Origin of the sequence: Flavobacterium sp. HJ-32-4, assembly GCF_022532105.1 — a bacterium.
In the GTDB taxonomy this organism is placed as follows: Bacteria; Bacteroidota; Bacteroidia; order Flavobacteriales; family Flavobacteriaceae; genus Flavobacterium.
This window is the reverse complement of record NZ_CP092832.1, coordinates 2,850,533-2,874,846: the sequence shown is the minus strand read 5'-3', so window position 1 is coordinate 2,874,846 and position 24,314 is coordinate 2,850,533. Positions and strand designations below refer to the sequence as shown.

The following is a 24,314-nucleotide window of genomic DNA, read 5'->3' as shown; positions in this document are numbered from 1 at the left end:
CCCTTCGTTTCCACATTATCCAATTCAGGGTTCAGAACCCACGTTATACACTTCCTCTCTCCTCTCACCTCTCTCTCCTCGCTCCTAACTCCTTCAAATGCCATCTTGTCAGCCCCTCCTCCCCATTTCCTGCCAAATCAACGCCGTCACGCCCGTGGCACAGTCCTTGCCAACTGCCGCGCAAGTTCAAAATTGAAAAAACAACTAACTATGGGTAAGATAATCGGAATCGACTTAGGTACTACCAACTCCTGCGTGGCCGTAATGGAAGGCAACGAAGCCGTGGTAATCCCTAACTCGGAAGGAAAACGCACAACGCCGTCTGTCATCGCTTTCGTGGAAGGCGGCGAAATAAAGGTAGGGGACCCGGCCAAACGCCAGGCAGTCACCAACCCGACCAAAACCATTTCGTCGATCAAACGGTTCATGGGCCGCACCTTCGACGAAACCGCAAACGAAACCAAACACGTGGCCTACAACGTCGTAAAAGGCGATAACAATACACCACGCGTCGACATCGACAAGCGCCTGTATACACCACAGGAATTGTCGGCCATGACGCTGCAGAAAATGAAGAAAACGGCTGAGGACTACCTCGGACAAACCGTTTCGGAAGCCGTTATTACCGTACCGGCCTACTTCAACGACGCACAGCGCCAGGCAACGAAAGAAGCAGGTGAGATCGCCGGACTCAAAGTCATGCGGATCATCAACGAGCCGACAGCGGCTGCGTTGGCCTACGGACTCGACAAAAAAGGACAAGACCAGAAGATTGCCGTATACGACCTTGGAGGAGGTACCTTCGATATCTCCATCCTCGAACTGGGTGATGGTGTATTCGAAGTATTGTCAACCAACGGGGACACCCACCTCGGGGGCGACGACTTCGACCAGGTCATCATCGACTGGCTGGCAGACGAATTCAAAGCCGAAGAGCAACTTGACCTCCGTATCGATCCTATGTCGCTGCAACGTCTGAAAGAAGCCGCCGAGAAAGCGAAGATCGAACTGTCATCTTCCGCTGAAACCGAAATCAACCTGCCGTATATCACGGCTACCGCTTCCGGACCGAAGCACTTGGTGAAGAAACTGAGCCGTGCGAAATTCGAACAACTGGCCGACAGCCTCGTAAAACGTTCGATGGATCCGGTGGCGAAAGCCCTGAAAGATGCCGGTTTGTCAAAATCGGATATCGATGAGGTCATCCTCGTAGGAGGTTCGACCCGTATCCCGAAAATCCAGGAAGAAGTAGAGAAGTTCTTCGGTAAGAAGCCATCGAAAGGCGTAAACCCGGATGAAGTAGTAGCCATCGGCGCTGCGATCCAGGGGGGGGTACTTTCCGGCGACGTAAAAGACGTACTGCTTCTCGACGTAACACCACTGTCACTCGGTATCGAGACAATGGGTGGCGTGATGACGAAACTCATCGATGCCAACACCACCATCCCGACCAAGAAATCACAGGTGTTCTCAACCGCGGCCGACTCACAGCCCAGCGTGGAAATCCACGTGTTGCAGGGTGAGCGTACCATGGCTGGTGATAACAAGACCATCGGTCGTTTCCATCTCGATGGCATCCCACCGGCCCCACGCGGCGTACCACAGATCGAAGTAACTTTCGACATAGACGCAAACGGTATCATCAAAGTATCGGCAACCGACAAATCAACCGGTAAATCACAGGATATCCGCATCGAGGCTTCATCCGGACTTACGCAAGAGGAAATCGAGCGTATGAAGAAAGACGCTGAGGCAAACGCCGATGCCGACCGCAAGGCCCGTGAGCGCGCTGAGAAACTGAACGAGGCCGACAGCATGATCTTCCAGACCGAAAGCCAACTGAAGGAACTCGGTGATAAATTGTCAGCCGACCACAAATCAGGCATCGAAGCGGCCCTGACCGAACTGAAAGCAGCCCATGCGTCACAAGACCTGGATGCGATCCAGCCGGCCCTTGACAAGATCAACGCAGCCTGGAAAACGGCTACCGAAGCCATGTACCAGCAAGGCGGTGCACAGGGTGAGCCACAGCCACAGGAGGCACAGCCACAAGACGAAGGCGGCTCTGTTCAGGACGTCGACTACGAAGAAGTGAAATAATGCCCACTTAGTTATAGGAAGAGCGGATCGTAAGGTCCGCTTTTTTTATGCTCGTTCGTTAAATTTCCCATCCGGTCCGTCAGCGGGAAAAACCAACGGGAATTATTTTTTACCTTGTGGAAAAAACAACCGATGTCTGTAAAATATCTTGCCGTACTACTGCTGTCTGTTTGCTCCCTGACAGTCTCTGCCCAAAAGAAAAAGAAAGCTGTGGCCCCGAAACCCGCCAAGAAGACACTCGCCACGGCGGCTTCTTCTACGGCCGAATGGTTCCCAACCAAAACCGGCACGCGTTTTTATGTGTTGTCAGGCCCGACCAAAGACACCCTGTCGCTCGGCCAGTTCGAGCCAAAGGCAGCCGAGCCGACGGAAGTTACCCTCACCGAATTCACGGCAAAAGGGGTGAAGCTCATCGCGGTCAGTTGGAAAGAAAACACGCTCATCAAAACCGACAAACGTACCGAGACCGGCCTGAGTGTACAGACACGCATTTTTGATCCGGTATCGAAGACGGCCGTATTGGAAAACACGCAAAGCACGGTCAATATTTCGGAAATCGTATCCCTGGGAGGCACCGATGCTACCAAAACCGTGCAGAAAGTCCGGTCGGAAGGTTCCGAATGCAAACTCCTGCCCGACGGTGACGTCACGCTGACCAATAAAGGGCGCAGTGACCGCCTGTCATATGATCCAAAACAGGGGAAATACGTCGTAGCGAAGAAGAAGTAATCAGTCCCCTTGCTGGATACGACGCTGCAGCAACAGGCAGCAGCCCGCGCCCAATAGCGCCAGCGCGCTCATAAGGGCCCAGTTCGCGGTATAACCGAACCGGTCTACCGTTTCCAGCCCGAGTTTTGCCCCTACGATGTGGGCAAAGCTGAACGTCATCGTGAACAAGGCCATATATGCACCTTTCACATGCGCAGGCGCACGGTGGTTCGCAAACGAATTGCTGAACGGGAACAGGAACATCTCGCCATAACTCATCGCAACCGTATATACTATAAGTACGCCGTAGGGTCCGCCAACCCATAGGGCCACATAGCCGAACGCCAGCACCAGCATTCCCCATAGCATTACCTTCAGGCGGTCAACGTGTTTGCGCTCGAAGAACCCGACGATGGGCATTTCGCAGAGAAATACAAGGAGACCATTGAGCGTCATCAGCAATCCGGTTTCGAATTCCGTAAAACCAAACCCGTCGCGTGTATAGATCGGAAAGGTCGAGAGGATTTGGAAGAACACCAGCGCCCCCAGGAAACTTACGAACAGGAACAGCCAATACACCCGGTCGTTCCAGGGCGTGCGGCCTACGTGTTCGGGTATGACCACCTGCGACTTCGGATCGGCATTTCGCTCTTTCACCAGCAGGGCAAAGACCGTAATCGCAAGGATACAGGTGGCCCCATCCACCCAGAACAATCCCGAATAACCAATCCCCAGGATGAGGAGCCCGCCAAGCGCGGGCCCGGCCGCAAAGCCCAGGTTCACCGCAAGCCGCACGAGGGAGAAAGCCCGCGTCCGGGTTTCCGGAGTGGCATACGAAGCGACGGAAACGAACATGGCAGGGCGGAACATATCAGCTACGGTCATCGTAAGGAAAATGCCGAGGCAAAGTCCGGTAAACGAATGGATCCGTTCCAACGCAAACAACAAAAGGCCGTTCGTAAACAAACTGAATACCATTACTTTATAGAAGCCAATGCGGTCGGCGAGGCGTCCCCCGATAAACGAGCCCAACAGCGAACCCGCGCCGAAGGCCATCATCACGGTGCCGACATCCGACAAAGAGAAATGCAGGTCTTCGTGGAGGTATTTGGAAAGGAAGGGGATGACCATCGCACCCGCCCGGTTGACGAAGGTGATGCCGGCCAAAATCCAGATCTCGCGGGAAAAGCCGCGGAAGTTATCAACATAACGGTGGGAGGCGTGGCGCAACATGGGATGTAACAAATTTACGGTTTCTGTCTGCAAACGTCCGTCCATCTTCGTTATTTTTACCAAAACCATTTCCATGAAACGCTACCTGACGTTGCTGTGCACCTTGTTCCTCGCCACGGGCCTCACGGCACAAAAGTATTCGGAGAAAGACGTACGTGCTTTCCAACATAAATTAAATGAAGAATTCGCCTCGGAAAAGGAAAGTCCGTTGGAACCTGCCGACCGCAAGCACTTCAAATCATTGGATTTTTTCGCTCCCAATCCTGCTTTTTTCGTGGTAGCGAAGTTCGTCCGGACGCCGAATGAAAAGCCGTTCCCGATGAAGACGTCGACGTCGCGTACACCGATGTATGTGAAGTACGGCGAGCTCCATTTCACACTCGAAGGCAAGGCCTGCGTGCTGAACCTGTATAAACCGACGGCACCGGGTGAGGACTATTACTTCCTGCCGTTCACCGATCTTACCAATGGCGAGGAAACCTACGGCGGTGGGCGTTACATCGACCTCGAAGCGCCGGGCGAGACCGTTGTCATCGATTTCAACAAAGCCTACAATCCCTATTGCGCCTACAGCGGACGGTATTCGTGTCCGAAAGTGCCGAAAGACAACCACCTCGACGTAGTCGTTAAGGCGGGGGTAAAGAAATTCCATGATTAACCTTCATACGCATCATGACTCCGGTCAGCCTGGCGTAGTGGAAATCGTCAACCGCTATCCGGACGAAACGGTCGATGGACTGCGCTGTTTTTCCACCGGCCTCCATCCGTGGTACCTTGATACAATGCCTTTGCACGATGCCTTGGCCATCATCGAAACGCGTTTGAAGCTGACAGGATGCGTAGCGGTAGGGGAGTGCGGACTCGACAAACGCATCGAACGGCCGCTTGCCGACCAGCAACCCGCGTTCGAGCAGCAACTGGAATTGGCGCAGGCATATGGCAAACCCGTCATCTTGCATTGCGTGGGAGCGTACCAGGAAATGATCGAAACCCGGAAACGACTGCGTATCACCGTGCCGATGATCATACACGGATTTTCCAAAAACCAACAGGTAGCGAAATCCCTTCTGGATAATGGCTTCTACCTGTCGTTCGGCAAATACCTGCTCCAGAATCCGGGCCTGGCGGAGGTGTTGAAGGAAGTACCGCGCGACCGCCTCTTCCTCGAAACCGACACCATCACCGACGGCATCGAAGCGGTGTACCATCGCGCTGCTGCGATACTTCAAACTGATGTTACCGCACTGGAAGCGCAAATCAACCAGAATTTTGCGGCGGTTTTCGGACCACACCTTCTTGCCAATTCGTAAATCGGCGTATTTTTGCCCGACAAAATCTAAGGTATGGCACAGTGGACGGAGCGTGCGGAATTGCTTTTCCGTACAGAAGGACTCGAACGGCTTCGGCAATCAAACGTATTGGTCGTCGGATTGGGCGGCGTAGGCTCATTTGCAGCGGAATTCCTCGCACGCGCGGGCGTCGGCAGCATGACGATCGTCGATGGGGATGTGGTGGATATCACGAATATCAACCGGCAACTTCCCGCCCTGCATTCCACCGTTGGCCAACCGAAAGTGACGTTAGTGGGCGATCGCCTGATGGACATCAACCCTGAGTTGAAACTGACGCGGGTAAAAGAGTTCCTGTCACCCGAACGCGCCTATGAACTAGTCACTACCGAGTACGATTATGTGGTGGACTGCATTGACAGCATCACCCCCAAGCTCAACCTGATCAAATCGGCCCGCGACAAGAAGATGAAAGTCATCAGCAGCATGGGCGCCGGCGGCAAGATGGACGCGTCGAAGGTCAAGGTGACCGATATCAGCAAGTCGCACAATTGCCACCTCGCGACAGCCGTACGTAAGCGACTCCGGAAGATGTATGTGCAGAAAGGCGTGAAAGTAGTATTCTCAACCGAAATACAGGACGAAGGCAGCCTGCGCATGACCGACGGACTCAACTTCAAGAAATCCTTTTACGGAACCAACAGCTACATGCCCGGTCTCTTTGGATTGTATGCAGCAGAGACGGTTATTCGGTATTTGTTGAAGAATAAGGAGTTGAAGTGAGGAGGAGAGTACCTGAGCTCCTGGGTCCCTGAGCTCCTGAGCCTATTCGGTTCATTTTATCACGGTCTCTAGGTCCGTGGCACAATGCATTCGCTAATTCTCCCATTCGCTAATTCCCACATTCGCTAATTTCTTCACCAGTTGGCTATCGTCTCTTGTCTCTAATGGGCAAATTCTTTCGAGGCAATGGAATTCACTTCTCGCTCCTCCATTCGCTAATTCCCACATTCGCTAATTGCTTCACCAGTCGGCTATCGCCTCTTGTCTCTAATGGGCAAATTCTTTCCCGGCAAATGAACTCATTTCCCGCTCCTCCATTCGCTAATTATCACATTCGCTAATTCGCTAATTTCTAAGGTTTATACGTCAACCCCATCGGAATCTGCACTTTACCCTTTCCATAAATGTTGAGGTAAAGTTTCACGGGTTTGTCTTGTCCGGGCCAGGTTAATTCGTACACATCGAGAGTGCCGACACCCATTTCGCTGTATTTGGAAGGGTAGGGGCAGCAGCTTTCGAGTTTCGTCCAGGTGATGGTTTCGCCTTTCGGGCCCGCTAAGGCATTGAGGAAGCGCGGCTGGTTGATGGAGTCGTTTTTCGTGCTTTTGTAGAAGATGTTGATCGGATAATCCGGATCGTAACCGTATTTCGGGTCGTGGCTGTATTCCGTCAACACGAAGTGGTTGTCTTTCAGTACGGGTGCCGGTGCCGTTTCATCGATGTTGCGGATGGTCGACCGGGTGCTGGTGCAGGAAACGGCTGCCAAAGCGGCGAGCAGAAAAAGAGGGTAGAAGCGCATAGGTTAGTTTTTTGGACGGGTACACAAAAAATAGGCCACAGCGGCCGCATAGAGTACCCCAATCGACAAAGTGAAGAAAACCGCCTGGTAGAGATAGCTTTGCAGGTTGAAGATTTCCCCTGCTTTTTTATTGCCGTGTTCCAGGTTATAGCGGATCATGTTCGGGAAGAACTCAGGTGCAATGGCCTTGTGCACCACGACCTGCGCTAAAACCATCAGCAGGGAAATAAAAATCGTCAGGTAAAAACCCGAAACACAGCCCTGTTTCCAGTCCATTTGCTTTTGGAAGACGGTGTCTCGTTTTTCCCGCAGCGCCAGGACGTATAACACAAACCCGAAAAGGTAGAACCCCAGTGACGAAAGCAGGAGCCAATCGATATGGGTATCATATACACCCAACACTTTTTCTCCCATGATCCACGCCAGATAGGCGAAGATGTAGCGTACAGCCCACTTAAACTCGACGGCAAATTTTTTCATTTTGCAGTATTGACGTCCAAAGTTACGGATTCCGCCCGTCGGTTTGGTTTGGTATCGCTATTTTTGCCCAAAACAATGTGTATGGAAATGCTCTCGCACACCTGGCCGTGGTACGTGTCAGGTTTCCTGATCGGTGTCGTGATGTTACTCCTGATTTGGTTCGGGAAGACCTTCGGCATGTCGTCGAACCTTCGTACGCTTTGCGCCATCGGCGGTGCCGGAAAGTTCGCTTCTTTCTTCCGATACGACCACAAAAATCACTTCTGGAACCTCGTAGTGGTGGTGGGTGCGATGATAGGAGGCTTCATAGCGGTTCATTACTTCTCCGATCCCTCGAATGTGACGCTGAACCCCGACACCGTAGCGCAATTGCAGAAAATGGGTATCGACGCGCCCAACGGCAAGCTTGCGCCCGATGTACTCTTCGGCCCGGATGTCTGGACGTCACCGAAAATGTTGGCCATTTTGCTGGTCGGTGGTGTGTTGATCGGTTTTGGTTCGCGCTACGCCGGCGGCTGCACATCCGGCCATGCCATACAAGGGTTAAGCAACCTGCAGCTACCGTCGCTTAAGGCCGTAATCGGCTTCTTTGTAGGCGGTTTGATTATGGTCCATTTTATCCTCCCGTTACTTTTCTGATATGAAAGCACTGAAATACCTGTTGACCGGTGTACTGTTCGGCATCGTCCTCACCAAAACGGAAGCGGTATCGTGGTACCGGATCTTTGAAATGTTCCGTTTCGAATCCTTCCATATGTATGGTATCATCGGTGTGGCAATCGCTACGGGCGTGATCGGCATCCAAATCATCAAGCGGAAGCACGTACGCGATATAAAAGGCGAGCCGATCGTCATTCCCGATAAAGAGAAAGGATCGGCCCGCTATTGGATCGGTGGTTTACTGTTCGGACTCGGATGGGGGCTAGTAGGCGCATGTCCCGGACCCATCTTTATACTGATTGGCGCGGGTTTCTATCCCGTTGTCGTAATCCTCTTGGGTGCCCTGATCGGAACATTCCTCTATGGAGTACTAAAGGATCGCCTGCCGCATTGAGGCGCTTTCGCGGATGTTACGTCTGTGCAACTGTCGTTATTGATACACCCTGACGTAATCGATCACATATTCCTGTGGGAAGATCGAATCATCCACCTCCGGACCTCCGAAATCCCCACCGATGGCCAGGTTCAGGATGAAAAAGAACTTCTGGTCATACGGCCAGTTCCCTTTTGTCTTAGGTGATGGCTGGTAGGTATAAACCGCTTGTCCATCCACAAAAAACACCATCCGGTCTGCATTCCAGTCGACGGCATACACGTGGAACCCTTCTTCAATGTTCGGGAATTCGGTCTTTTTGCTGCTGGCGGTGGCGCCGTGTGTATCGGTGGTATGCAGGGTGGTGTAGATCATGTGTGGCTCGCGTCCGACATACTCCATAATGTCGATCTCACCGCAATTCGGCCATTGTGATGTATTGATATCGCTTCCCAACATCCAGAAAGCTGGCCACACGCCATGTCCTTTGGGCAGTTTCAGCCGGGCTTCCATATACCCATATTGGAATTCCTGTTTCCCTTTCGTAGTGATGCGGGTCGAGGTATAGTGCGTGCCGTCCTTTTTAGCGGTGATGGTCAGGAAACCTTTCGACACCCGATGGTTGACCTTCGTATAATCCTGACGCTCGTGGTTGCCCCAACCGTTATCGCCCAGTTCGAAATTCCAGGTTTTTTCACTTAGGTTGGAACCGTCAAAGTTCTCTTCCCACACTAACTTGCGGTTGGCTTTCTGCGCGAATACGCTTGTAACGGCGAGAAGGGTAATTGCTAAATACTTCATAGGATGTAATTTGTTATTGGTAAACCCGTACGTAATCGATGTCCATTGACGACTGCACGAAAGCCGCGTCAGGTGTGCCGCCAAAGTTACCACCCATCGCCACGTTCATAATGATAAAGAAGTCGTGGTTGAAAGGCTTATCCTGACTGTTGGTCGCGGAACGGAACATGGTTCCATCAATAAACCATTTAATAGACGTCGGCGACCATTCCACTGCATACACGTGGAACGCCGAGGAAGCCGTTGGCAGTGACGTTGTACCTCCGTCGCCGTTGGCACCCGAATGTCCGGGGTAGTGTAGGGTACCATAAATAGTACCTTGGTTGTTCCCAATGTGTTCCATCACGTCAATCTCACCACAGGCAGGCCAGGCCGCCGAAGTGTAGTTGGCGCCCAGCATCCATAGGGCCGGCCAGGTACCACCGCCGGTTGGGAGTTTGGCGCGGAACTCAATCTTTCCGTATGTAAAGTCGAATTTGTTTTCAGATACAAGGCGGGCCGACGAGTAGGCAAATCCACTCGTAGGTTCCTTGATAAGGTTGATATGCAGCATGCCATCGGCCACCACCGCATTGTTCTGGCTGTTGGTGTAGTATTGCAGTTCGTTGTTGCCCCAGCCGTTGTTGTTACCGATATTATAATTCCAGTTGGCTGTGTTGGGAGCCCCCGGCGTATCGAATTCATCCGACCAGATCAGGGTTGAAAAATCGTTGTCAAACTGGTTGAGGACCGTGACCGAAACGGTTTTGGAAGTAGAGGAATTGACGCCCAGAGCCGCAACCGTCACGCTGTAGGTGTTGACGCCCGGCGTGGTAAACGTTTTTTGCACCTGTCCGTTCGCGGCGGTCTGCGACGTGCCATCCGGAAAGGTAAAAAGGTAATTGTTGGCGTTATCAGCTGTGGCGGTAAAATTGACGATGCCCGAACCGTCACCGTTCGGGTGGGTGTCGTCCTTCCCTTGAATCGTCACCGTAACCTGAAGGTTGCTCGGGGCCGTGCCGCCACCTCCGCCACCATCGTCATCGCCGCCGCTGCCGCACGCCTGCAAAAGACTTAAAAAAGGAATACAAAACAGGATAAAACGTTTCATAGTAGGTTTTTTGTGGTTGATTATTCTGCCTGCAAAATAGTGATTTGCGGGGCGAACGAAAAAAAAATAGGTCTTACAAAAACACTACATATCAACGGTTAACGCCTTATTTTACAAGGTTTACGATTTTATTAACAATGCTAACGGCTTTTTTGGCGTTACTTGTTACTAGTTAAATCAAACTACCACACAAATGAAAAAAGTATTGAAAATGTCCGTTTTGTTACTTGCTACCGCTTTCTTCGCATCCTGCAGCAGCGATGACGATGGCAACTCGATTAGTGGCAACCTCGAAGCGAAATGGACGCCGACCAAAACCGTTTATAAAGTCGGTGGACAATCGTCAAGTGAAACCTATCAGGACAATGAGCCGGGCTGCGACAAAGACTACCTGCAGTTTCTGGCGGATGGAACCGTGAAAAACGCGGTTTACTACAAAAATGCCAGCAATGTATGCACGGAAGACAGCGCTACTGATGGCAACTGGGCGAAAGACGGTTCGTCGCTCATCATCACCAACAGTTCGGAGTACGATGGCGAATACACCATCCGGAAACTGAACGGCAGTGAACTACAGGTTCAGACCACACAGACCATCGCCGGAGTCGCGGCAACGGTCACCCTCTACTTCCAGAAAGTAGAATAGAAAAAGAAAGCCCTGCAATCGCGGGGCTTTTTTATATGATTTCGGCACTGAGTCCGGCTTCCAGCAATTGGGTGCATTGCGGCTTCAGTTCCTCGAAGGTGCCGGTCTTCACCGTGCATTTTCCTTTGTAATGTACGATGATGGCACACTGTTCCGCCTGCTCCGCGGTATGTTTGCAAACGCGGATGAGGGTATCGATGACGTGGTCAAAAGTATTGACATCGTCATTAAAAAGGACGATTTCATTGAGGTTGCCAAGCGATTCTTCCTGCAATACCTCCTCTTTTACTTTTTCGATTACGGCCATTACGGTTTAAGGTATTTCAATGCCACCCAATTATGGCGGCTGTGTTTCGTTGCAAAGATAAGCCCGTTTTCGACACACGACGCGTCGATAAAGGGAATGTCTTCTTCATAAAATCCGCTCAACAATAAGGTGCCGCCCGGTTCCAGGCAATCGACGTAAGTGTTCATATCCTGCAAAAGGATATTGCGGTTGATGTTCGCGATGATCAGGTCGTAACGTTTGCCCGGCAGAAGCGAAGCATCCCCTTCATACACCGTAATGTGTTGGCAGTTATTCCGTTCGGCGTTTTCGATCGAGTTCAGGTAGCACCATTCATCGATGTCGATGGCGTCAATCGGATGCGCCCCTTTCATTGCTGCCAGTATCGCCAGGATGGCCGTGCCGCAGCCCATATCCAGCGTCTTCATGCCTGTCACATCTGTTTCCAGCAGGTGTTGGATCATCATATGAGTCGTTTCGTGGTGACCCGTACCAAAGCTCATCTTGGGTTCGATGACGATTTCATACTCCGCACCACTCGCCGGATGGAAAGGCGCCCGAACGTGGCAGCGTCCGTCAACATCAATGGGCTCGAAATTCTTCTCCCATTCCGAATTCCAGTTGACCTGCTCGATCTCCTCTATGGTATAGGAAATCCGGAATTCAGGCGATTCCAGGATGTAGATACCCGTCAGGATGTCAGCCTCCCACAAAGCCTTTTGTACATAGGCAGTAATACCGTCTTCCGTTTCCACGAAACTCTCAAAGGCCGTTTCGCCCAGTTCTGCCAGTAATATCTCAGCGCCCGGCTCTTTCGGTTCAACAGTAAAGTGGTATCCCAGGTAGGTAATGGCCATGCTCGTTTACATTTCCGCAAAGGTAATCGTATCTGACTTTTTTGGGCGCTTGGGAAACGCTATTTTTGCGTACACATAACACAACGACAACAATTTCCTGATGATGCGATACGGATGGCTGCTATGCGCGCTTCTCGCGTCCGGTTTGGGTAGGGCCCAGGTGACGCATGAACATAAGAATACCAACGACCTTCACCTTGCGTCGATTCCGTATTATAATTTCGGGAAAGGCATTGGCATTACCTCGCCCGACAGCCTGTTTCAGTTGAACCTGCGTTTCCGCATCCAAAACAGGGTTACCTACATGGATGAGGAAGGAGAGAAGCCTTCGTATGACGGGCAAATCCGACGCCTTCGCCTGCGGTTTGACGGTTTTGTCGGGAACCCGAAGTTTCTCTACGCCCTTCAGTTGTCGTTTGCGCCCGGCGATGTCGGCGAAGTGAAAGAAGGGGAGAACCTCAATATCATACGTGATGCCGTCGTGTTTTACCGTCCTAACAAACGCTGGATTTTCAGTTTCGGACAAACGAAGCTTCCGGGCAACCGCCAACGCGTCAATTCTTCCGGGGCGCTGCAACTGACCGATCGTACGATCAACAACGCCAAATTCAACATCGACCGCGACTTCGGCTTCCAGGCACACTACCTACACGAGAACAAAGAGCGTTTCAGTTATGTGGTACGCACGGCGGTCAGCACAGGGGAAGGACGTAACGCCACCGGGCAGGCCGACGATGGAGTGGCCCTGACGGGAAAACTGGAGCTATATCCGCTGGGTTCCTTCACCAAGGACGGCACCTTTTTCGAGGGCGACCTGATGCGGGAAGCGAAACCAAAACTGCTTGTATCCGGCGCGTTCCAGCAAAACAACCAGGCGCTGCGTACGGGTGGACAATTAGGCGACGACCTCTTTGCGCCCCGAACGATGAAGACACTCTTGCTCGATGCCATGCTCAAATACAACGGATGGGCCGTCATGGGCGCCTATTTTTCCCGATCCACCCCAAAAAGCCCAATTACAGTCGACCCGCTGGATGCCACGCAAGTGCGATACGTGTTTACGGGTTCGGGTTACGATGCACAGGCCAGCTATCTGTTTCCGTCGCATTACGAAATCATCGGGCGTTTTTCAAGTCAGCGGGTATCCCAATCGATTGAAACACTGGCGCCCAATACCCGCGAGTTCAGCCTGGGCGTGACTAAATACCTCTGGGAGCACGCCTTCAAGCTACAGGGTGAGGTCAATTACGACCACCTCGAGTATTTCGACGGTTCGACAAAAGGAAACTGGTACGTCCGTTTTCAGATTGAAATGGGAATCTGACGAAGATAATTTTAATTGAGGTCTGTCGTTTAGCTGTAACGTTCCGTTATCTGTCGGATGAAAACAGGAAAATACTCCAATCGCTCTTTTTACTGTGCCATGGCCATTGTGATGCTGATCGCACTGCAATTTGCCGTAATCGCGCTGCTTCCTTCTCCCGCTGTCTGCGAGGGGATGGCCGACTTGTTTCTCGTGATTGCTCCCCTAATGGCGTGGGTCGGTCTGGGGTTTGGCTTTGCCGGAGTCAAAGAGCCGGAAACCCTCAGAATGGCAATCGGATTCATTCTAAACGGCTTGGTGGGAGTACTGGGCGTTGTGGCCTTCTTGTCATGAGAAGGCGCAGGGAGCACGTGTAGCACCGTGACGGGTGAAGGTCAGTTGGCCCTCGTCCAGATGGTGGTCCGTCCCAGCATTGATACACCGACGTAGCCTCTTACTTTTAGTGTCTTATCGGGTTGCAATATTAGATAACACGAATACGTTTTGCCATTTTTCGGATCGTAGATCGTACCGTTTTCCCAGGTTGATTTTCCCGTAAATTCAAAATCTTTTAGAATCTGTAGACCCAGGATGGGCGTTTTATGTTTGGCTTTGTCCGGGTTATTTTGGTCGGTTTTGGGGCGCCCGTTCTCGTTGGGCTCCTTTAGCCACACGATTTTTCCAAAAAACTTTTCACCATGCTGGTAAATCTCGATTTTCGCGACTTTCTCCTCGTTGAGCCACGTACCCACGATCGCTGTTTTTTGTGTTTGGGCAACGCCGGTTTGTGTGAATACCAAGAGGGCAAGGGCGAGCATCGTGCGCACCAGGGTAACCTGCCCCGACCAGATCGATACAATTCGGTTCATATGTTTCTTTTTCATTCGGTTCCCGCCGCGACCTGTTTGGCCCCATTGCACTACCAGCCTTTAGGATTGGGCGGCTGCCTCAAAGTTAGTTAAAAGTCGAAATTCAAGAAAAACGAACGCTTTAAAGGGGTTGAGGGTTCAGGGTTGATAGTTGATAGTTGATAGTTGACAGTTGACAGTTGACAGTTGAGAGTGAAAACAAGCCCCAAAACGTCAAACAACACCTGCCCCGTCCCGACTAAAAGGTAGTTTACATTCAAAACCCAAAACCCAACACCCAAAACTCAACCCTTTGCAACTGTTTTCTCACGTGAACCCCTCTAACCCCAAACCCCAAAACTCCGGCCCCGTCCGGATTAAAAGGTACACTTAACTCAAAAGTTATAGGTTGATAGTTCATGGTTCATGGTTCATCGTCGTTGGCGAAAATAAACGCTATTCTAAAGACGTCAAATAAAACGCCGCTTGTCCCGATTACACGGTACATTTCAGCCCAAAACCCAAAACTCCCGCCCCGTCCGGATTAAAAGGTACACTTAACTCAAAGATTATAGGTTGATGGTTCATGGTTGATGGTTCATGGTTCATGGTTCATCGTCGTTGGTGAAAATAAACGCTATTCTAAAAACGTCAAATAAAACACCGCTTGTCCCGATTACACGGTACATTTCAACCCAAAACCCAAAACCCAAACCCAAAACCCAAAACTCCCGCCCCGTCCCGATTAAAAGGTACATCTCAACTCAAAACTCAAAACTCAAAACCCAAAACCCAAAACCCACCCCCCCACAAAACTCCTTCTCCAACTCTCGCCATTTAATACGATATTTGTATCACTGCGGGAACGGCACGTCGCGCATCCCAAAGCAACCTAAATTCCTGACCGTGAGAACCGATACCCAGAATGCCGCGATTAGCCAGGTACGTGAGTATGCGTTTGAAATCTTAGACAAACACGCAGACATCAACCGGTATACCAATATCAACCGGCTCTTCCGCGTGGAAAAGAACATCCAGACCATCCTCCGGCATGACCGACTGCACGACCTTGACGAAGAGGCACTGTACCTCGCCAATTACATCGTCAACATCGAGCAGGGCCAGGCCAACCAGTTCAACCTCGACTTCCAAAAAGAATACCAGTTCGTTGACGCTACGGTATCGCGACTGCAGGAGAAATTCGGACTCGACGAAGCGGTGCTTGAAAAAGCCCGGAAAATCGCCACCGAATCCCTGCCGGCGGGCAACGCCGAACAACCGGAGGCGAAGGTACTGTCGGATGCCTTTATCATGGACTTCACCGGCGACGGTGGGCGCGAACGGATGAAAAACCTCTACGAGCAGATCATCCTCCGCGACTTCAGCCTGTCGAAGGAAAGCTGGTACGACATCCTGCTGCCGCTTTTGGAACACTCCGCCATCCATACCGAATTCGGAAAAGCGGAAATCGAACCCGGACTCGCCAAACTCGCGAAAGCGCTGCGCAAGGAACGAAAAGATATCGAGGAGAAGAAATCGCGCGCCATCGAACGCGAACTCGCCATTTCCGAAGAGGAAATCAAACAACTCAAAAAGGAAATCAGCAAAGCCCAGGGACGCGACGACAGGGGCATCCAAACCCTTTTCCGCAATATTTCCCGAAATCACTATACCCTGAACCAGATGGTCGACGGAAAGGCCAATATCATGATTACGGTCAACTCCATCATCCTATCACTGATCTTAGGAGGCAGTATGGGGAATATCCAAGAGGACAATCTCGTCCGCTACGTGCCGTTTTTCCTGCTGGGCGGCGTCAACATCGTTTCCATCATCTTTGCCGTTCTCGCTATTACGCCGGTGAAAACACAGGGGAATTTCACCGAGGATGAGGTGCGCAACAAACAGGGCAACCTGCTCTATTTCGGCAACTTCCACAACATGACCTACCGCGATTTCGAATGGGGCTTCCTGCAGATGCTCAATGACAAAGACTACCTCTACGGTTCCATGATCCGGGATTACTATTACCAGGCGCAAGGACTCGAACGCAAATACCGCCTGCTGCGCGGCTCTCTTTACGTCTTTTTCATCGGACTTTCGCTCGCAATGGTCCTACAGGGTGTTCTCAAACTGATCGAACTCACTGCCTGATATGAAACGGCTTTCCGTCATAGCAGTCGGTTGGGCGTTGTGCCTCGCGGGATACGCATCGGCCCAGGAATCGGCTGTGGCTCAAACCGACAAGACTTCTACGAGAGACTCGGTTAAAATCGCACACCGGTTTTACCTGATCGGCGATGCCGGTAATGCCGAACCCGGTGCCATGCCAACGCCCCTTACCCGGATGTCGCAGGCGCTGCAGGCTGAGACGCTTCCGGCAACGGTACTCTTCCTCGGCGACAATTGCTACCCCGCCGGATTACCGAAAAAAGACAACCCCAGGCGTGAAAAGGCCGAGTTCCGACTGAACGCCCAGATCGAGGCGGTTAAAAATTTTAAAGGAAAAGTGGTGTTCATCCCCGGCAACCACGACTGGTATAGCAACGGCGTCAAAGGGTTGCGACGGGAAGAAGACTTCATTAAAGACCGTTTGGGGAACAAGTCCTTTATGCCATCCGACGGTTGTCCGCTGACGACCTTCAACGTGGGCGATGACATCGTCGTGATCGTCGTCGACAGCCAGTGGTATATCACCGACTGGGATGCCGACCCCAACCTCAATAAAGGCTGTGACATCAACACCCGCAAACGGTTTGTAGAAGAGTTCCTGCATGAAATTCGCAAAGCCCGCGGAAAAACCACTATCGTGGCCCTGCATCATCCCATGTTCACCAACGGTCCGCACGGAGGGTATTACGGTGCTAAAAGCCACTTGCTTCCGGCGCCGGTATTGGGTTCCCTTTTTACCGTACTGCGGCGCACCAGTGGCCTGAGCGAAGCCGACCTGCAATACAAGTACTACCGAGAGCTCCAGCAGTTCCTCACCGCTGCGGCCCAGCAAAATGACCGCGTGGTGTTTGTATCCGGACACGAACACAACCTACAATACATTTTCAAAGACAACCTCCGGCAAATCGTTAGCGGTGCGGGTTCCAAATCGTCGCCTGTACCAAAGAACGTCGGTAGCGACTTTGCGGCCGCCGCACCGGGGTATGCCGTGCTCGACATCCGCGAAGACGGCTCTGCCCACCTTGAATTCGTGAAGTCGGATACAAACGAAGTCCTGTTCGGGCAGAACATACTCGAGGCTCCATTGCCCCAAACAACCCAAGCCGTTACCGAGCCGATTCCGTCGAACGTAAAAGCGCAGATCTATTCCACGGCCGAGACCACGAAAGGGCCAACCTATCGGTTCCTGTGGGGCGAACGCTTCCGAAAACTGTATGGCGAAGCGGTTGAAGCCGACATCGCCAACCTCGATACCCTTTTGGGCGGACTCGAGCCGTTCCGTATGGGCGGCGGAAACCAATCGCGTTCGCTGTTTCTCAGGTCGTCGTCGGGCCGCGAGTACGTGATACGGGCCTTGCGGAAAAGCGCGACACAATACCTGCAGTCGAGCGTATTCAAAAAGCAATACATCCAGGACAAATTGTCCGGAACCAAAGTAGAAGCCCTTGTCAACGATGTCTTCACCGGCTCGTATCCGTATGCGCCCATCGTTGTCAGCGAACTTAGCGAAGCCGCCGGATTGCCGCATTTCCATCCGCGCATTCTCTATGTGCCGAAACAGTCGCGGTTGGGCCGGTTCAATGCCCAGTTCGGCGATGAGCTGTGCCTGCTTGAAGAACGCAGCGAGCCCGACGGGATGGAAAAGGGGAGTGGCTACACCGGCGAGAGCATCGGAACCTATGACGTATTGGAGAAAATCCAGAAAGACCGAAAAAGCCGCATTGACGAAGAAACCTATATCCGCACCCGGCTGTTCGATATGCTGATCGGCGACTGGGACCGCCACCAGGACCAATGGCGCTGGCTGGAAATGAAACAGCCCGATGGAACCAAATTCGTACCCTTGGCCCGCGACCGTGACCAGGCATTTTCACGCATGTCAGACGGTTTTTTGCTGGGCGCTGCCGTGCGACTGATTCCGGCTGCGAAGCTGCTGCGGAAATACGAAGGGAATTTGTGGGATGTAAAAGGCTTCAACCGCGAGGCCTACCCATTGGATGTTGCGTTCTGCGTCACGTCAGACGAAGCCGTCTGGCAACAACAGGCGGAACGGCTGCAACAGGCCCTGACAGATGACGTCATAGATGGTGCTTTTGAAACACTGCCCGCAGGTGCCGATACCGATTCCAGGACGCTGCTCAAACAATTGTTGAAAGAACGGCGCGGGCATTTGAAAGAAATTGCCAAACGCTATTACGAGGTGGTAGCAAGGGTAAAAGTGGTGAGCGGTTCTGAGAAAGCGGATGTCTTTCGGGTGACATGCGATCCGTCCGGCAAGGTGGAAGTAGCGCTCAGCCGGGCAAATGCCACAGACGGAGCGGCCCCGGCGGTGCAACTGATCGCCGATCCGAAGCAGACAAAGGAAATCTGGTTGTACGGACTCGACGGCGACGACCGTTTTGACGTGACTGGCACCCCTTCGTCCATTCGCATCCGGATGATCGGCGGACGTGACGAAGACACGTATAAAGTCGATAATGCAAAAAACATCCGGATCTACGACTACGCCTCGGAAAAGAATGCCGCGACAAACGCCCGTATCCTTCAAACAGATAAATATGAGGTGAATGTATACGATCTGTATAAGATCCGCACCGCGACCAACCAACTCATTCCCACCCTCGGCTTCAACCCCGACGACGGCCTCCGCATTGGGCTGACCGATACCTACACCCGATATGGCTTCCAGCACAACCCGTTCAGCGAGCAACATAGCCTTAGGGCCAACGTATTTTTTGCCACCGGTGGCTTCGAGGCCAGTTACCGGCTGGAAGTCGCGAACGTCATCGGCGCTACCAATTTCCAGTTGCGGGCAGGCATTCAGAGCCCGAACTTCACCAACAACTTTTTTGGCTACGGCAACCGTTCTGAGAATCCGGACGATGAAAGAGGAATGGATTACAACCGGGTGCGGATCCGTAACGCCTATGTGAGTCCGGGACTCGTGCGCCGCGGACGCCTTGATACCACGGTCGAAGTCGGACTCACAGCCGAGCGCTTTACCATCGAAAACACCTCCGGACGCCTGGTAGAGACATACTTTGCCGGCCAGCCCGATGTATTTGAAAGCAAGACATTCGTGGGTGCGAACGCCCTTTTCCGCTACGAAAACGTCGACAACAAAGCCTATCCCACCTTAGGCATAATGGCCGCATTGGAAGGCGGTTTCCGGAAGTCGGTGGAAGGTCCGCAGAAAGACATTACCTATATCATACCGACCCTCAGCATCGACCACCGGCTGGTGCCGTCGGGCGACCTGGTGCTGGCGACGTTGTTGAAAGCCAAAGTCAACTTCAACAATGCGTATGAGTTGTATCAGGCAGCCTCCATCGGCGGCATCGACGGACTCAGGGGCTACCGCAACCAGCGTTTCACGGGCAAGTCATCCTTTTACCAGAATACCGACCTACGCTATAGCTTCCGACAGGTCCGAACCGACATACTGCCCGTCCGTTACGGCCTGTTTGCGGGATTCGACTACGGACGCGTGTGGCTCGACGGCGAACACTCCCGCGAATGGCACACTTCGGCCGGGGGCGGCTTCTTCCTCAACGGATCCGAACTCATCAGCGCCCAGATCGGCCTCTTCAACGGAGATGACGGAAATCGATTGGCGTTTAGTTTGGGGTTTACGTTTTGAGGAGAAGGAGCGAGGAGCAAGTAGCAAGTAGCAAGGAGCGAGGAGCGAGAGGAAAGAGGAAAGAGGAAAGAGGAAAGAGGAAAGAGGAAAGAGGAAAGAGGAAAGAGGAAAGAGGAAAGAGGAAAGAGGGGGACGTAAGAGGCACATGATCGGGAACACGTCGCGAGTAGTGGGTTAGTTCAGAGTTGATAGTTCAGGGTTGATAGTTCAGAGTTGATAGTAAGGATGTTCGCATTCTAAAATCCTCAAACAAAGCCCGCCCCGTCCAACCGCCCCGGCACGTCCCCGCTCAAAACCCAAAACCCAAAACCCAACCCTGAAAACTTCCAACTGGGGACAAAATACACAAAATTTGCTATTCTGAAAACAATACGCATGATACGGCATGCAAGCGGATCACCAATTGTTCAACCACTCAGGCACTCAGGTACTCAGGCGCTCATTATCTAATTCCATTCGCTAATTCCCCATCCATTTCCGCGCATTCACAAACGCCTCTAGCCATGGCGAAACAGCATCGCGGCGGCCTTCAGGGTAGTGGGCCCAGTTCCACTGGAAAATAGAACGTTCGATATGCGGCATCATCACCAGGTGGCGGCCCGTAACATCGCTCATCATGGCCACATCAAAGTGTGAACCATTCGGGTTGGCCGGATAGCCGTTGTAGGCATATTTGGCGACAATGTTGTAGTCATGTTCCGGGTTCGGAAGGTTGAATTTGCCTTCACCGTGTGAGATCCAGACGCCCAGTGTGCTGCCGGCTAGTGACGACAGCATCACCGAATTGTTTTCCTGGATCGTGACAGACGTAAAGCCACTTTCGTGTTTGCGCGACTCGTTGTGCGACATGTACGGCTTGCGGTCGTGTTCGGGGTTCAGGAGTCCGAGTTCTACAAACAGCTGGCAACCGTTGCAGATACCCACCGAAAGCGTGTCTTCGCGGCGGAAAAAGGCTTCCAGCGCGGCCTTGGCTTTTGCGTTATAAAGGAAGGCACCCGCCCATCCTTTGGCCGATCCGAGTACGTCTGAATTAGAGAAACCGCCCACCGCACCGATGAACCGGATGTCTTCCAGCGTTTCCCGGCCCGAGATAAGGTCGGTCATGTGCACGTCTTTCACATCAAAACCGGCGAGGTACATCGCATGTGCCATCTCGCGCTCGGAATTACTTCCTTTCTCACGGATAATAGCCGCTTTCGGACGCGGTTGCGTTGGGTCGACCACCGGAATCCGCCCATCAAAATGGTTGGGGAAACGGAACTGCAGCGGTTGGTTTTTATAATTTTCGTAGCGTTCTTTTGCTTTCTGTTCACCCGACTGTTTTCGGTCAAGCAAATACGAGGTGCGGAACCAGGTATCGCGCAGGCGGCTGACCGATAGCGAGAATGTCTGCCCGCCATTGGTAATGTGCACGAGGTCGCTTTCCGTCGGTTGCCCGATGCGCACAAACGAAACACCCTTCGATTCGAATAGGGCTTCAATAGCCGCATCTGCCTGCAAGACAACTCCGATGTTTTCTGAGAACAGCAATTTTACGCTGTCTGTTTCGCCAATCGCCGTCAGGTTGAGGTCGGCCCCCAGGTTGCGGTCGGCGAAGCACATTTCGAGTAGTGTGGTGATGAGTCCACCGCTGCCGATATCGTGTCCGGCCTGTACCAAGCCTTTTGTAATGGCTTCCTGCAACGTATCAAAAGCCGTACGGAATTGCGCGGCATCCACCACGGTAGGCGCTTCGTCCCCGATTTTGTTCAACACCTGCGCAAACGACGACCCACCTAAGGCATGGGCGTCACCCGACAGGTTGAGGTAATAAATCGAACCTCCGTTTTTCTGTAAGACAGGCTCGACTACCTTCGTAAGATCGGTGCAGTTGGCCGCTGCTGAAATGATTACGGTGCCCGGCGCCATGACATCACCGTCGGGATATTTCTGTTTCATCGAAAGCGAATCCTTACCGGTCGGGATGTTGATCCCCAATTCGATGGCGAAGTCCGAACAGCCTTTTACGGCTTCGTATAAACGGGCATCCTCACCTTCGTTTTTACAGGGCCACATCCAGTTGGCAGAAAGTGACACGCCCGACAAACCGTTTTTCAAGGGTGCCCATACGATGTTGGTCAGCGCTTCCGCGATGGCGTTCCGACTGCCATAGACCGGGTCGATAAGTGCCGCGGCAGGCGCATGTCCTATGGAAGTGGCAATACCTTCTTTTCCGTTGAAATCCAGCGCCATGACACCGACGTTGTTAAGTGGCAGTTGAAGCGGACCCGCGCATTGTTGTTTGGCCACTCGACCACCGACACAGCGGTCGACTTTGTTCGTCAGCCAGTCTTTACACGCCACGGCTTCCAACTGCAACACCTGCTCGAGATACTCGTTGAAACGGGCCGGGTCGTAGGTCACAGGGGCATACTCATGATCGACCGTTACGTCGTTCATCACCGTTTTAGGCGAACTGCCGAAGAGGTCGTCAAGGTGGAAATCCATGGGTTTTTCGCCCGTTGTCTTTGATTCAAATGTGAAGCGATGGTCAGCCGTGACGTCGCCCACGGTATACATCGGGGCGCGTTCGCGTTCGGCTACCCGACGAAGTGTTTCCAGGTGTTCGGGTGCGATCACGAGTCCCATGCGCTCCTGCGATTCGTTGCCGATAATTTCCTTGGCGGAAAGGGTAGGGTCACCTACCGGCAGTTGGTCAAGGTCAATCTTGCCACCAGTGGCTTCTACGAGTTCGGATAGGCAGTTGAGGTGGCCACCCGCACCATGGTCGTGTATGGAAACAATCGGATTGATGTCACTTTCTACAAACGCGCGTATGGCGTTGGCGGCGCGTTTCTGCATTTCCGGGTTCGACCGTTGGATGGCGTTGAGCTCGATACCCGAACTGAAAGCCCCCGTATCGGCTGATGAAACGGCGGCACCACCCATTCCGATGCGGTAGTTCTCGCCCCCGAGGATGACGATTTTATCGCCCTCGACCGGCGTTGCCTTTTGCGATTGGTCGGCCTTTCCGTAGCCGATGCCCCCGGCCTGCATGATGACTTTATCGTAGCCGAGTCGGCGGCCGTGTTCCTGGTGTTCGAAGGTCAACACAGAACCCGTAATCAGGGGTTGCCCGAACTTGTTACCGAAGTCAGATGCCCCGTTGGAGGCTTTGATAAGGATGTCGATAGGCGTTTGGTAAAGCCATTTGCGGGCTTCCATGCCGTTTTCCCACGGACGGTCCTGTTCCAGCCGCGAGTAAGCGGTCATGTAGACAGCCGTTCCCGCCAGCGGAAGCGAACCTTGTCCGCCTGCTAAACGGTCACGGATCTCACCACCCGAACCCGTCGCTGCGCCATTGAAGGGCTCGACGGTAGTAGGGAAGTTGTGGGTTTCCGCCTTGAGGGAAATCACCGATTCGAATTCCTTTTTTTCATAGAAATCAGGGCGATCGGCCGACTTGGGCGCGAACTGCTCGACTTTTGGGCCTTTGATAAAGGCTACGTTGTCTTTATAGGCCGATACGATCTCGTTCGGATGCTCGGCAGAGGTTTTCTTGATGAGTTTGAATAGCGAAGTCGGCTGTTCTTCGCCATCGATGACGAAAGTGCCGTTGAAGATTTTATGGCGGCAATGTTCAGAGTTCACCTGCGAGAAGCCAAAAACCTCTGAATCGGTGAGTTTGCGCCCCAGTTTTTTCGCCAGGTTCTCCAGATACGCGATTTCCTCTGAGCTCAGGGCCAGTCCCTCCTGGCGGTCGAAGGCAGCGATGTCGTCGATTTCGAGTACCGGCTCCGGCGTGATGGCAATGGTATAGATGTCTTGGTGGAGTCCGTCGTATTTCTGCGACAACATCGGGTCAAAATCGGAGAAGTCGGGTGCCACCGGTTGGAATTCCTCAATGCGGATGATACCTGAAATGCCCATGTTTTGGGTGATTTCCACCGCGTTGGTACTCCACGGCGTCACCATTGCGGCACGTGGACCAACAAAAAAATCCGGCAGCGCGGATTTCTCTATCAGGTCGGCGTTGCCGAACAGCCATTGCAATTTTGTCGTGTCTTCAGCCGAAAGCCCGGTCTGCGTTTGAACCGCATACACCAAGTGGCCTTGGTTCCGGAAGAAATGAATCATGGAAAAAGGTTTAGTTGTGTGGTGCAAAGGTAAGGAAGCGAGGAGGAATGGGCAAGGAGAATGAAGGGGGAAGAATGAACAATGAACAATGAACGGTGAACAATGAACAATGGGGAATTGAGAATTGATA

21 protein-coding genes are annotated in these 24,314 nt (G+C 52.5%); 12 read left to right on the top strand and 9 right to left on the bottom strand.

Annotated elements, in window-relative coordinates; translation table 11 throughout:
• Positions 1 to 210: 210 nt before the first annotated feature.
• Both dnaK and MKO97_RS12255 read left to right on the top strand, forming a co-directional pair.
• On the top strand, positions 211 to 2,100 hold the full coding sequence (dnaK, locus tag MKO97_RS12260) for a molecular chaperone DnaK (RefSeq protein ID WP_241103502.1): 1,890 nt from the start codon (positions 211 to 213) through the stop codon (positions 2,098 to 2,100).
• A 132-nt stretch (positions 2,101 to 2,232) separates the two neighbouring features.
• Positions 2,233 to 2,829, top strand: a complete 597-nt coding sequence (locus MKO97_RS12255; protein WP_241103501.1) for a hypothetical protein — start codon at positions 2,233 to 2,235, stop codon at positions 2,827 to 2,829.
• Here MKO97_RS12255 and MKO97_RS12250 read toward each other — a convergent pair whose 3' ends face one another.
• The gene (locus MKO97_RS12250; protein WP_241103500.1) at positions 2,830 to 4,086 is read right to left on the bottom strand and encodes an MFS transporter; all 1,257 of its coding nucleotides are present in this window, start codon (positions 4,084 to 4,086) and stop codon (positions 2,830 to 2,832) included.
• A 28-nt stretch (positions 4,087 to 4,114) separates the two neighbouring features.
• On the opposite strand from MKO97_RS12250, the gene MKO97_RS12245 reads away from it, so the two are divergent.
• From MKO97_RS12245 to MKO97_RS12235, 3 genes are read left to right on the top strand one after another with little or no spacing between them, the layout of a single operon-like run.
• Positions 4,115 to 4,699, top strand: coding sequence for a DUF1684 domain-containing protein (locus MKO97_RS12245; protein WP_241103499.1), 585 nt, complete (start codon positions 4,115 to 4,117; stop codon positions 4,697 to 4,699).
• The gene (locus MKO97_RS12240; protein WP_241103498.1) at positions 4,692 to 5,351 is read left to right on the top strand and encodes a TatD family hydrolase; all 660 of its coding nucleotides are present in this window, start codon (positions 4,692 to 4,694) and stop codon (positions 5,349 to 5,351) included. The genes MKO97_RS12245 and MKO97_RS12240 overlap by 8 nt, the downstream gene beginning before the upstream one ends.
• A 33-nt stretch (positions 5,352 to 5,384) precedes the next feature.
• Entirely contained in the window at positions 5,385 to 6,113 is a 729-nt protein-coding gene (locus MKO97_RS12235) for a ThiF family adenylyltransferase (protein ID WP_241103497.1), read from the top strand.
• Positions 6,114 to 6,465: 352 nt separating this feature from the next.
• On the opposite strand, the gene MKO97_RS12230 is transcribed toward MKO97_RS12235, so the two are convergent.
• Both MKO97_RS12230 and MKO97_RS12225 read right to left on the bottom strand, forming a co-directional pair.
• Positions 6,466 to 6,912: a 2-dehydro-3-deoxyphosphooctonate aldolase gene (locus tag MKO97_RS12230; RefSeq protein ID WP_241103496.1), complete on the bottom strand. Its 447-nt coding sequence runs from the start codon at positions 6,910 to 6,912 to the stop codon at positions 6,466 to 6,468.
• A gap of 3 nt (positions 6,913 to 6,915) precedes the next feature.
• Positions 6,916 to 7,392 carry a DUF4199 domain-containing protein gene (locus MKO97_RS12225; protein WP_241103495.1) on the bottom strand — a complete coding sequence of 159 codons (477 nt, stop codon included), beginning with the start codon at positions 7,390 to 7,392 and terminating at the stop codon, positions 6,916 to 6,918.
• A gap of 81 nt (positions 7,393 to 7,473) precedes the next feature.
• On the opposite strand from MKO97_RS12225, the gene MKO97_RS12220 reads away from it, so the two are divergent.
• Positions 7,474 to 8,031, top strand: coding sequence for a YeeE/YedE family protein (locus MKO97_RS12220; protein WP_241103494.1), 558 nt, complete (start codon positions 7,474 to 7,476; stop codon positions 8,029 to 8,031).
• A gap of 1 nt (position 8,032) precedes the next feature.
• A complete protein-coding gene (locus tag MKO97_RS12215; protein WP_241103493.1) occupies positions 8,033 to 8,446 on the top strand; it encodes a DUF6691 family protein in 414 nt (137 codons plus the stop codon).
• 36 nt (positions 8,447 to 8,482) lie between these two features.
• Here the strand turns inward: MKO97_RS12215 and MKO97_RS12210 are convergent, their stop codons facing one another.
• Positions 8,483 to 9,226 carry a family 16 glycosylhydrolase gene (locus MKO97_RS12210; RefSeq protein WP_241103492.1) on the bottom strand — a complete coding sequence of 248 codons (744 nt, stop codon included), beginning with the start codon at positions 9,224 to 9,226 and terminating at the stop codon, positions 8,483 to 8,485.
• Between the two features lie 13 nt (positions 9,227 to 9,239).
• On the bottom strand, positions 9,240 to 10,316 hold the full coding sequence (locus MKO97_RS12205) for a family 16 glycosylhydrolase (protein ID WP_241103491.1): 1,077 nt from the start codon (positions 10,314 to 10,316) through the stop codon (positions 9,240 to 9,242).
• A 193-nt stretch (positions 10,317 to 10,509) separates the two neighbouring features.
• On the opposite strand from MKO97_RS12205, the gene MKO97_RS12200 reads away from it, so the two are divergent.
• On the top strand, positions 10,510 to 10,962 hold the full coding sequence (locus MKO97_RS12200) for a lipocalin family protein (protein WP_241103490.1): 453 nt from the start codon (positions 10,510 to 10,512) through the stop codon (positions 10,960 to 10,962).
• Between the two features lie 31 nt (positions 10,963 to 10,993).
• On the opposite strand, the gene MKO97_RS12195 is transcribed toward MKO97_RS12200, so the two are convergent.
• Complete coding sequence (locus MKO97_RS12195; RefSeq protein WP_241103489.1) at positions 10,994 to 11,269, bottom strand: ATP-dependent Clp protease adaptor ClpS; 276 nt, start codon at positions 11,267 to 11,269, stop codon at positions 10,994 to 10,996.
• Positions 11,269 to 12,105 carry a 50S ribosomal protein L11 methyltransferase gene (gene prmA, locus MKO97_RS12190; RefSeq protein WP_241103488.1) on the bottom strand — a complete coding sequence of 279 codons (837 nt, stop codon included), beginning with the start codon at positions 12,103 to 12,105 and terminating at the stop codon, positions 11,269 to 11,271. The genes MKO97_RS12195 and prmA overlap by 1 nt, the downstream gene beginning before the upstream one ends.
• A 103-nt stretch (positions 12,106 to 12,208) precedes the next feature.
• Between prmA and MKO97_RS12185 the strand changes: the two genes are divergently transcribed.
• Together MKO97_RS12185 and MKO97_RS12180 are read left to right on the top strand one after the other, a co-directional pair.
• On the top strand, positions 12,209 to 13,429 hold the full coding sequence (locus tag MKO97_RS12185; RefSeq protein ID WP_241105529.1) for a porin: 1,221 nt from the start codon (positions 12,209 to 12,211) through the stop codon (positions 13,427 to 13,429).
• A gap of 57 nt (positions 13,430 to 13,486) precedes the next feature.
• Positions 13,487 to 13,762, top strand: coding sequence for a hypothetical protein (locus MKO97_RS12180; RefSeq protein ID WP_241103487.1), 276 nt, complete (start codon positions 13,487 to 13,489; stop codon positions 13,760 to 13,762).
• A gap of 41 nt (positions 13,763 to 13,803) precedes the next feature.
• Here the strand turns inward: MKO97_RS12180 and MKO97_RS12175 are convergent, their stop codons facing one another.
• Positions 13,804 to 14,277 (bottom strand): DUF2147 domain-containing protein, encoded by a 474-nt coding sequence (locus MKO97_RS12175; protein WP_241103486.1) that lies wholly within the window; start codon positions 14,275 to 14,277, stop codon positions 13,804 to 13,806.
• An 885-nt stretch (positions 14,278 to 15,162) separates the two neighbouring features.
• Between MKO97_RS12175 and MKO97_RS12170 the strand changes: the two genes are divergently transcribed.
• Both MKO97_RS12170 and MKO97_RS12165 read left to right on the top strand, forming a co-directional pair.
• Positions 15,163 to 16,410: a Pycsar system effector family protein gene (locus MKO97_RS12170; protein ID WP_241103485.1), complete on the top strand. Its 1,248-nt coding sequence runs from the start codon at positions 15,163 to 15,165 to the stop codon at positions 16,408 to 16,410.
• A gap of 1 nt (position 16,411) precedes the next feature.
• On the top strand, positions 16,412 to 20,068 hold the full coding sequence (locus tag MKO97_RS12165) for a metallophosphoesterase (protein WP_241103484.1): 3,657 nt from the start codon (positions 16,412 to 16,414) through the stop codon (positions 20,066 to 20,068).
• A gap of 459 nt (positions 20,069 to 20,527) precedes the next feature.
• Here MKO97_RS12165 and purL read toward each other — a convergent pair whose 3' ends face one another.
• On the bottom strand, positions 20,528 to 24,184 hold the full coding sequence (gene purL / locus MKO97_RS12160; RefSeq protein WP_241103483.1) for a phosphoribosylformylglycinamidine synthase: 3,657 nt from the start codon (positions 24,182 to 24,184) through the stop codon (positions 20,528 to 20,530).
• Positions 24,185 to 24,314: the final 130 nt, after the last annotated feature.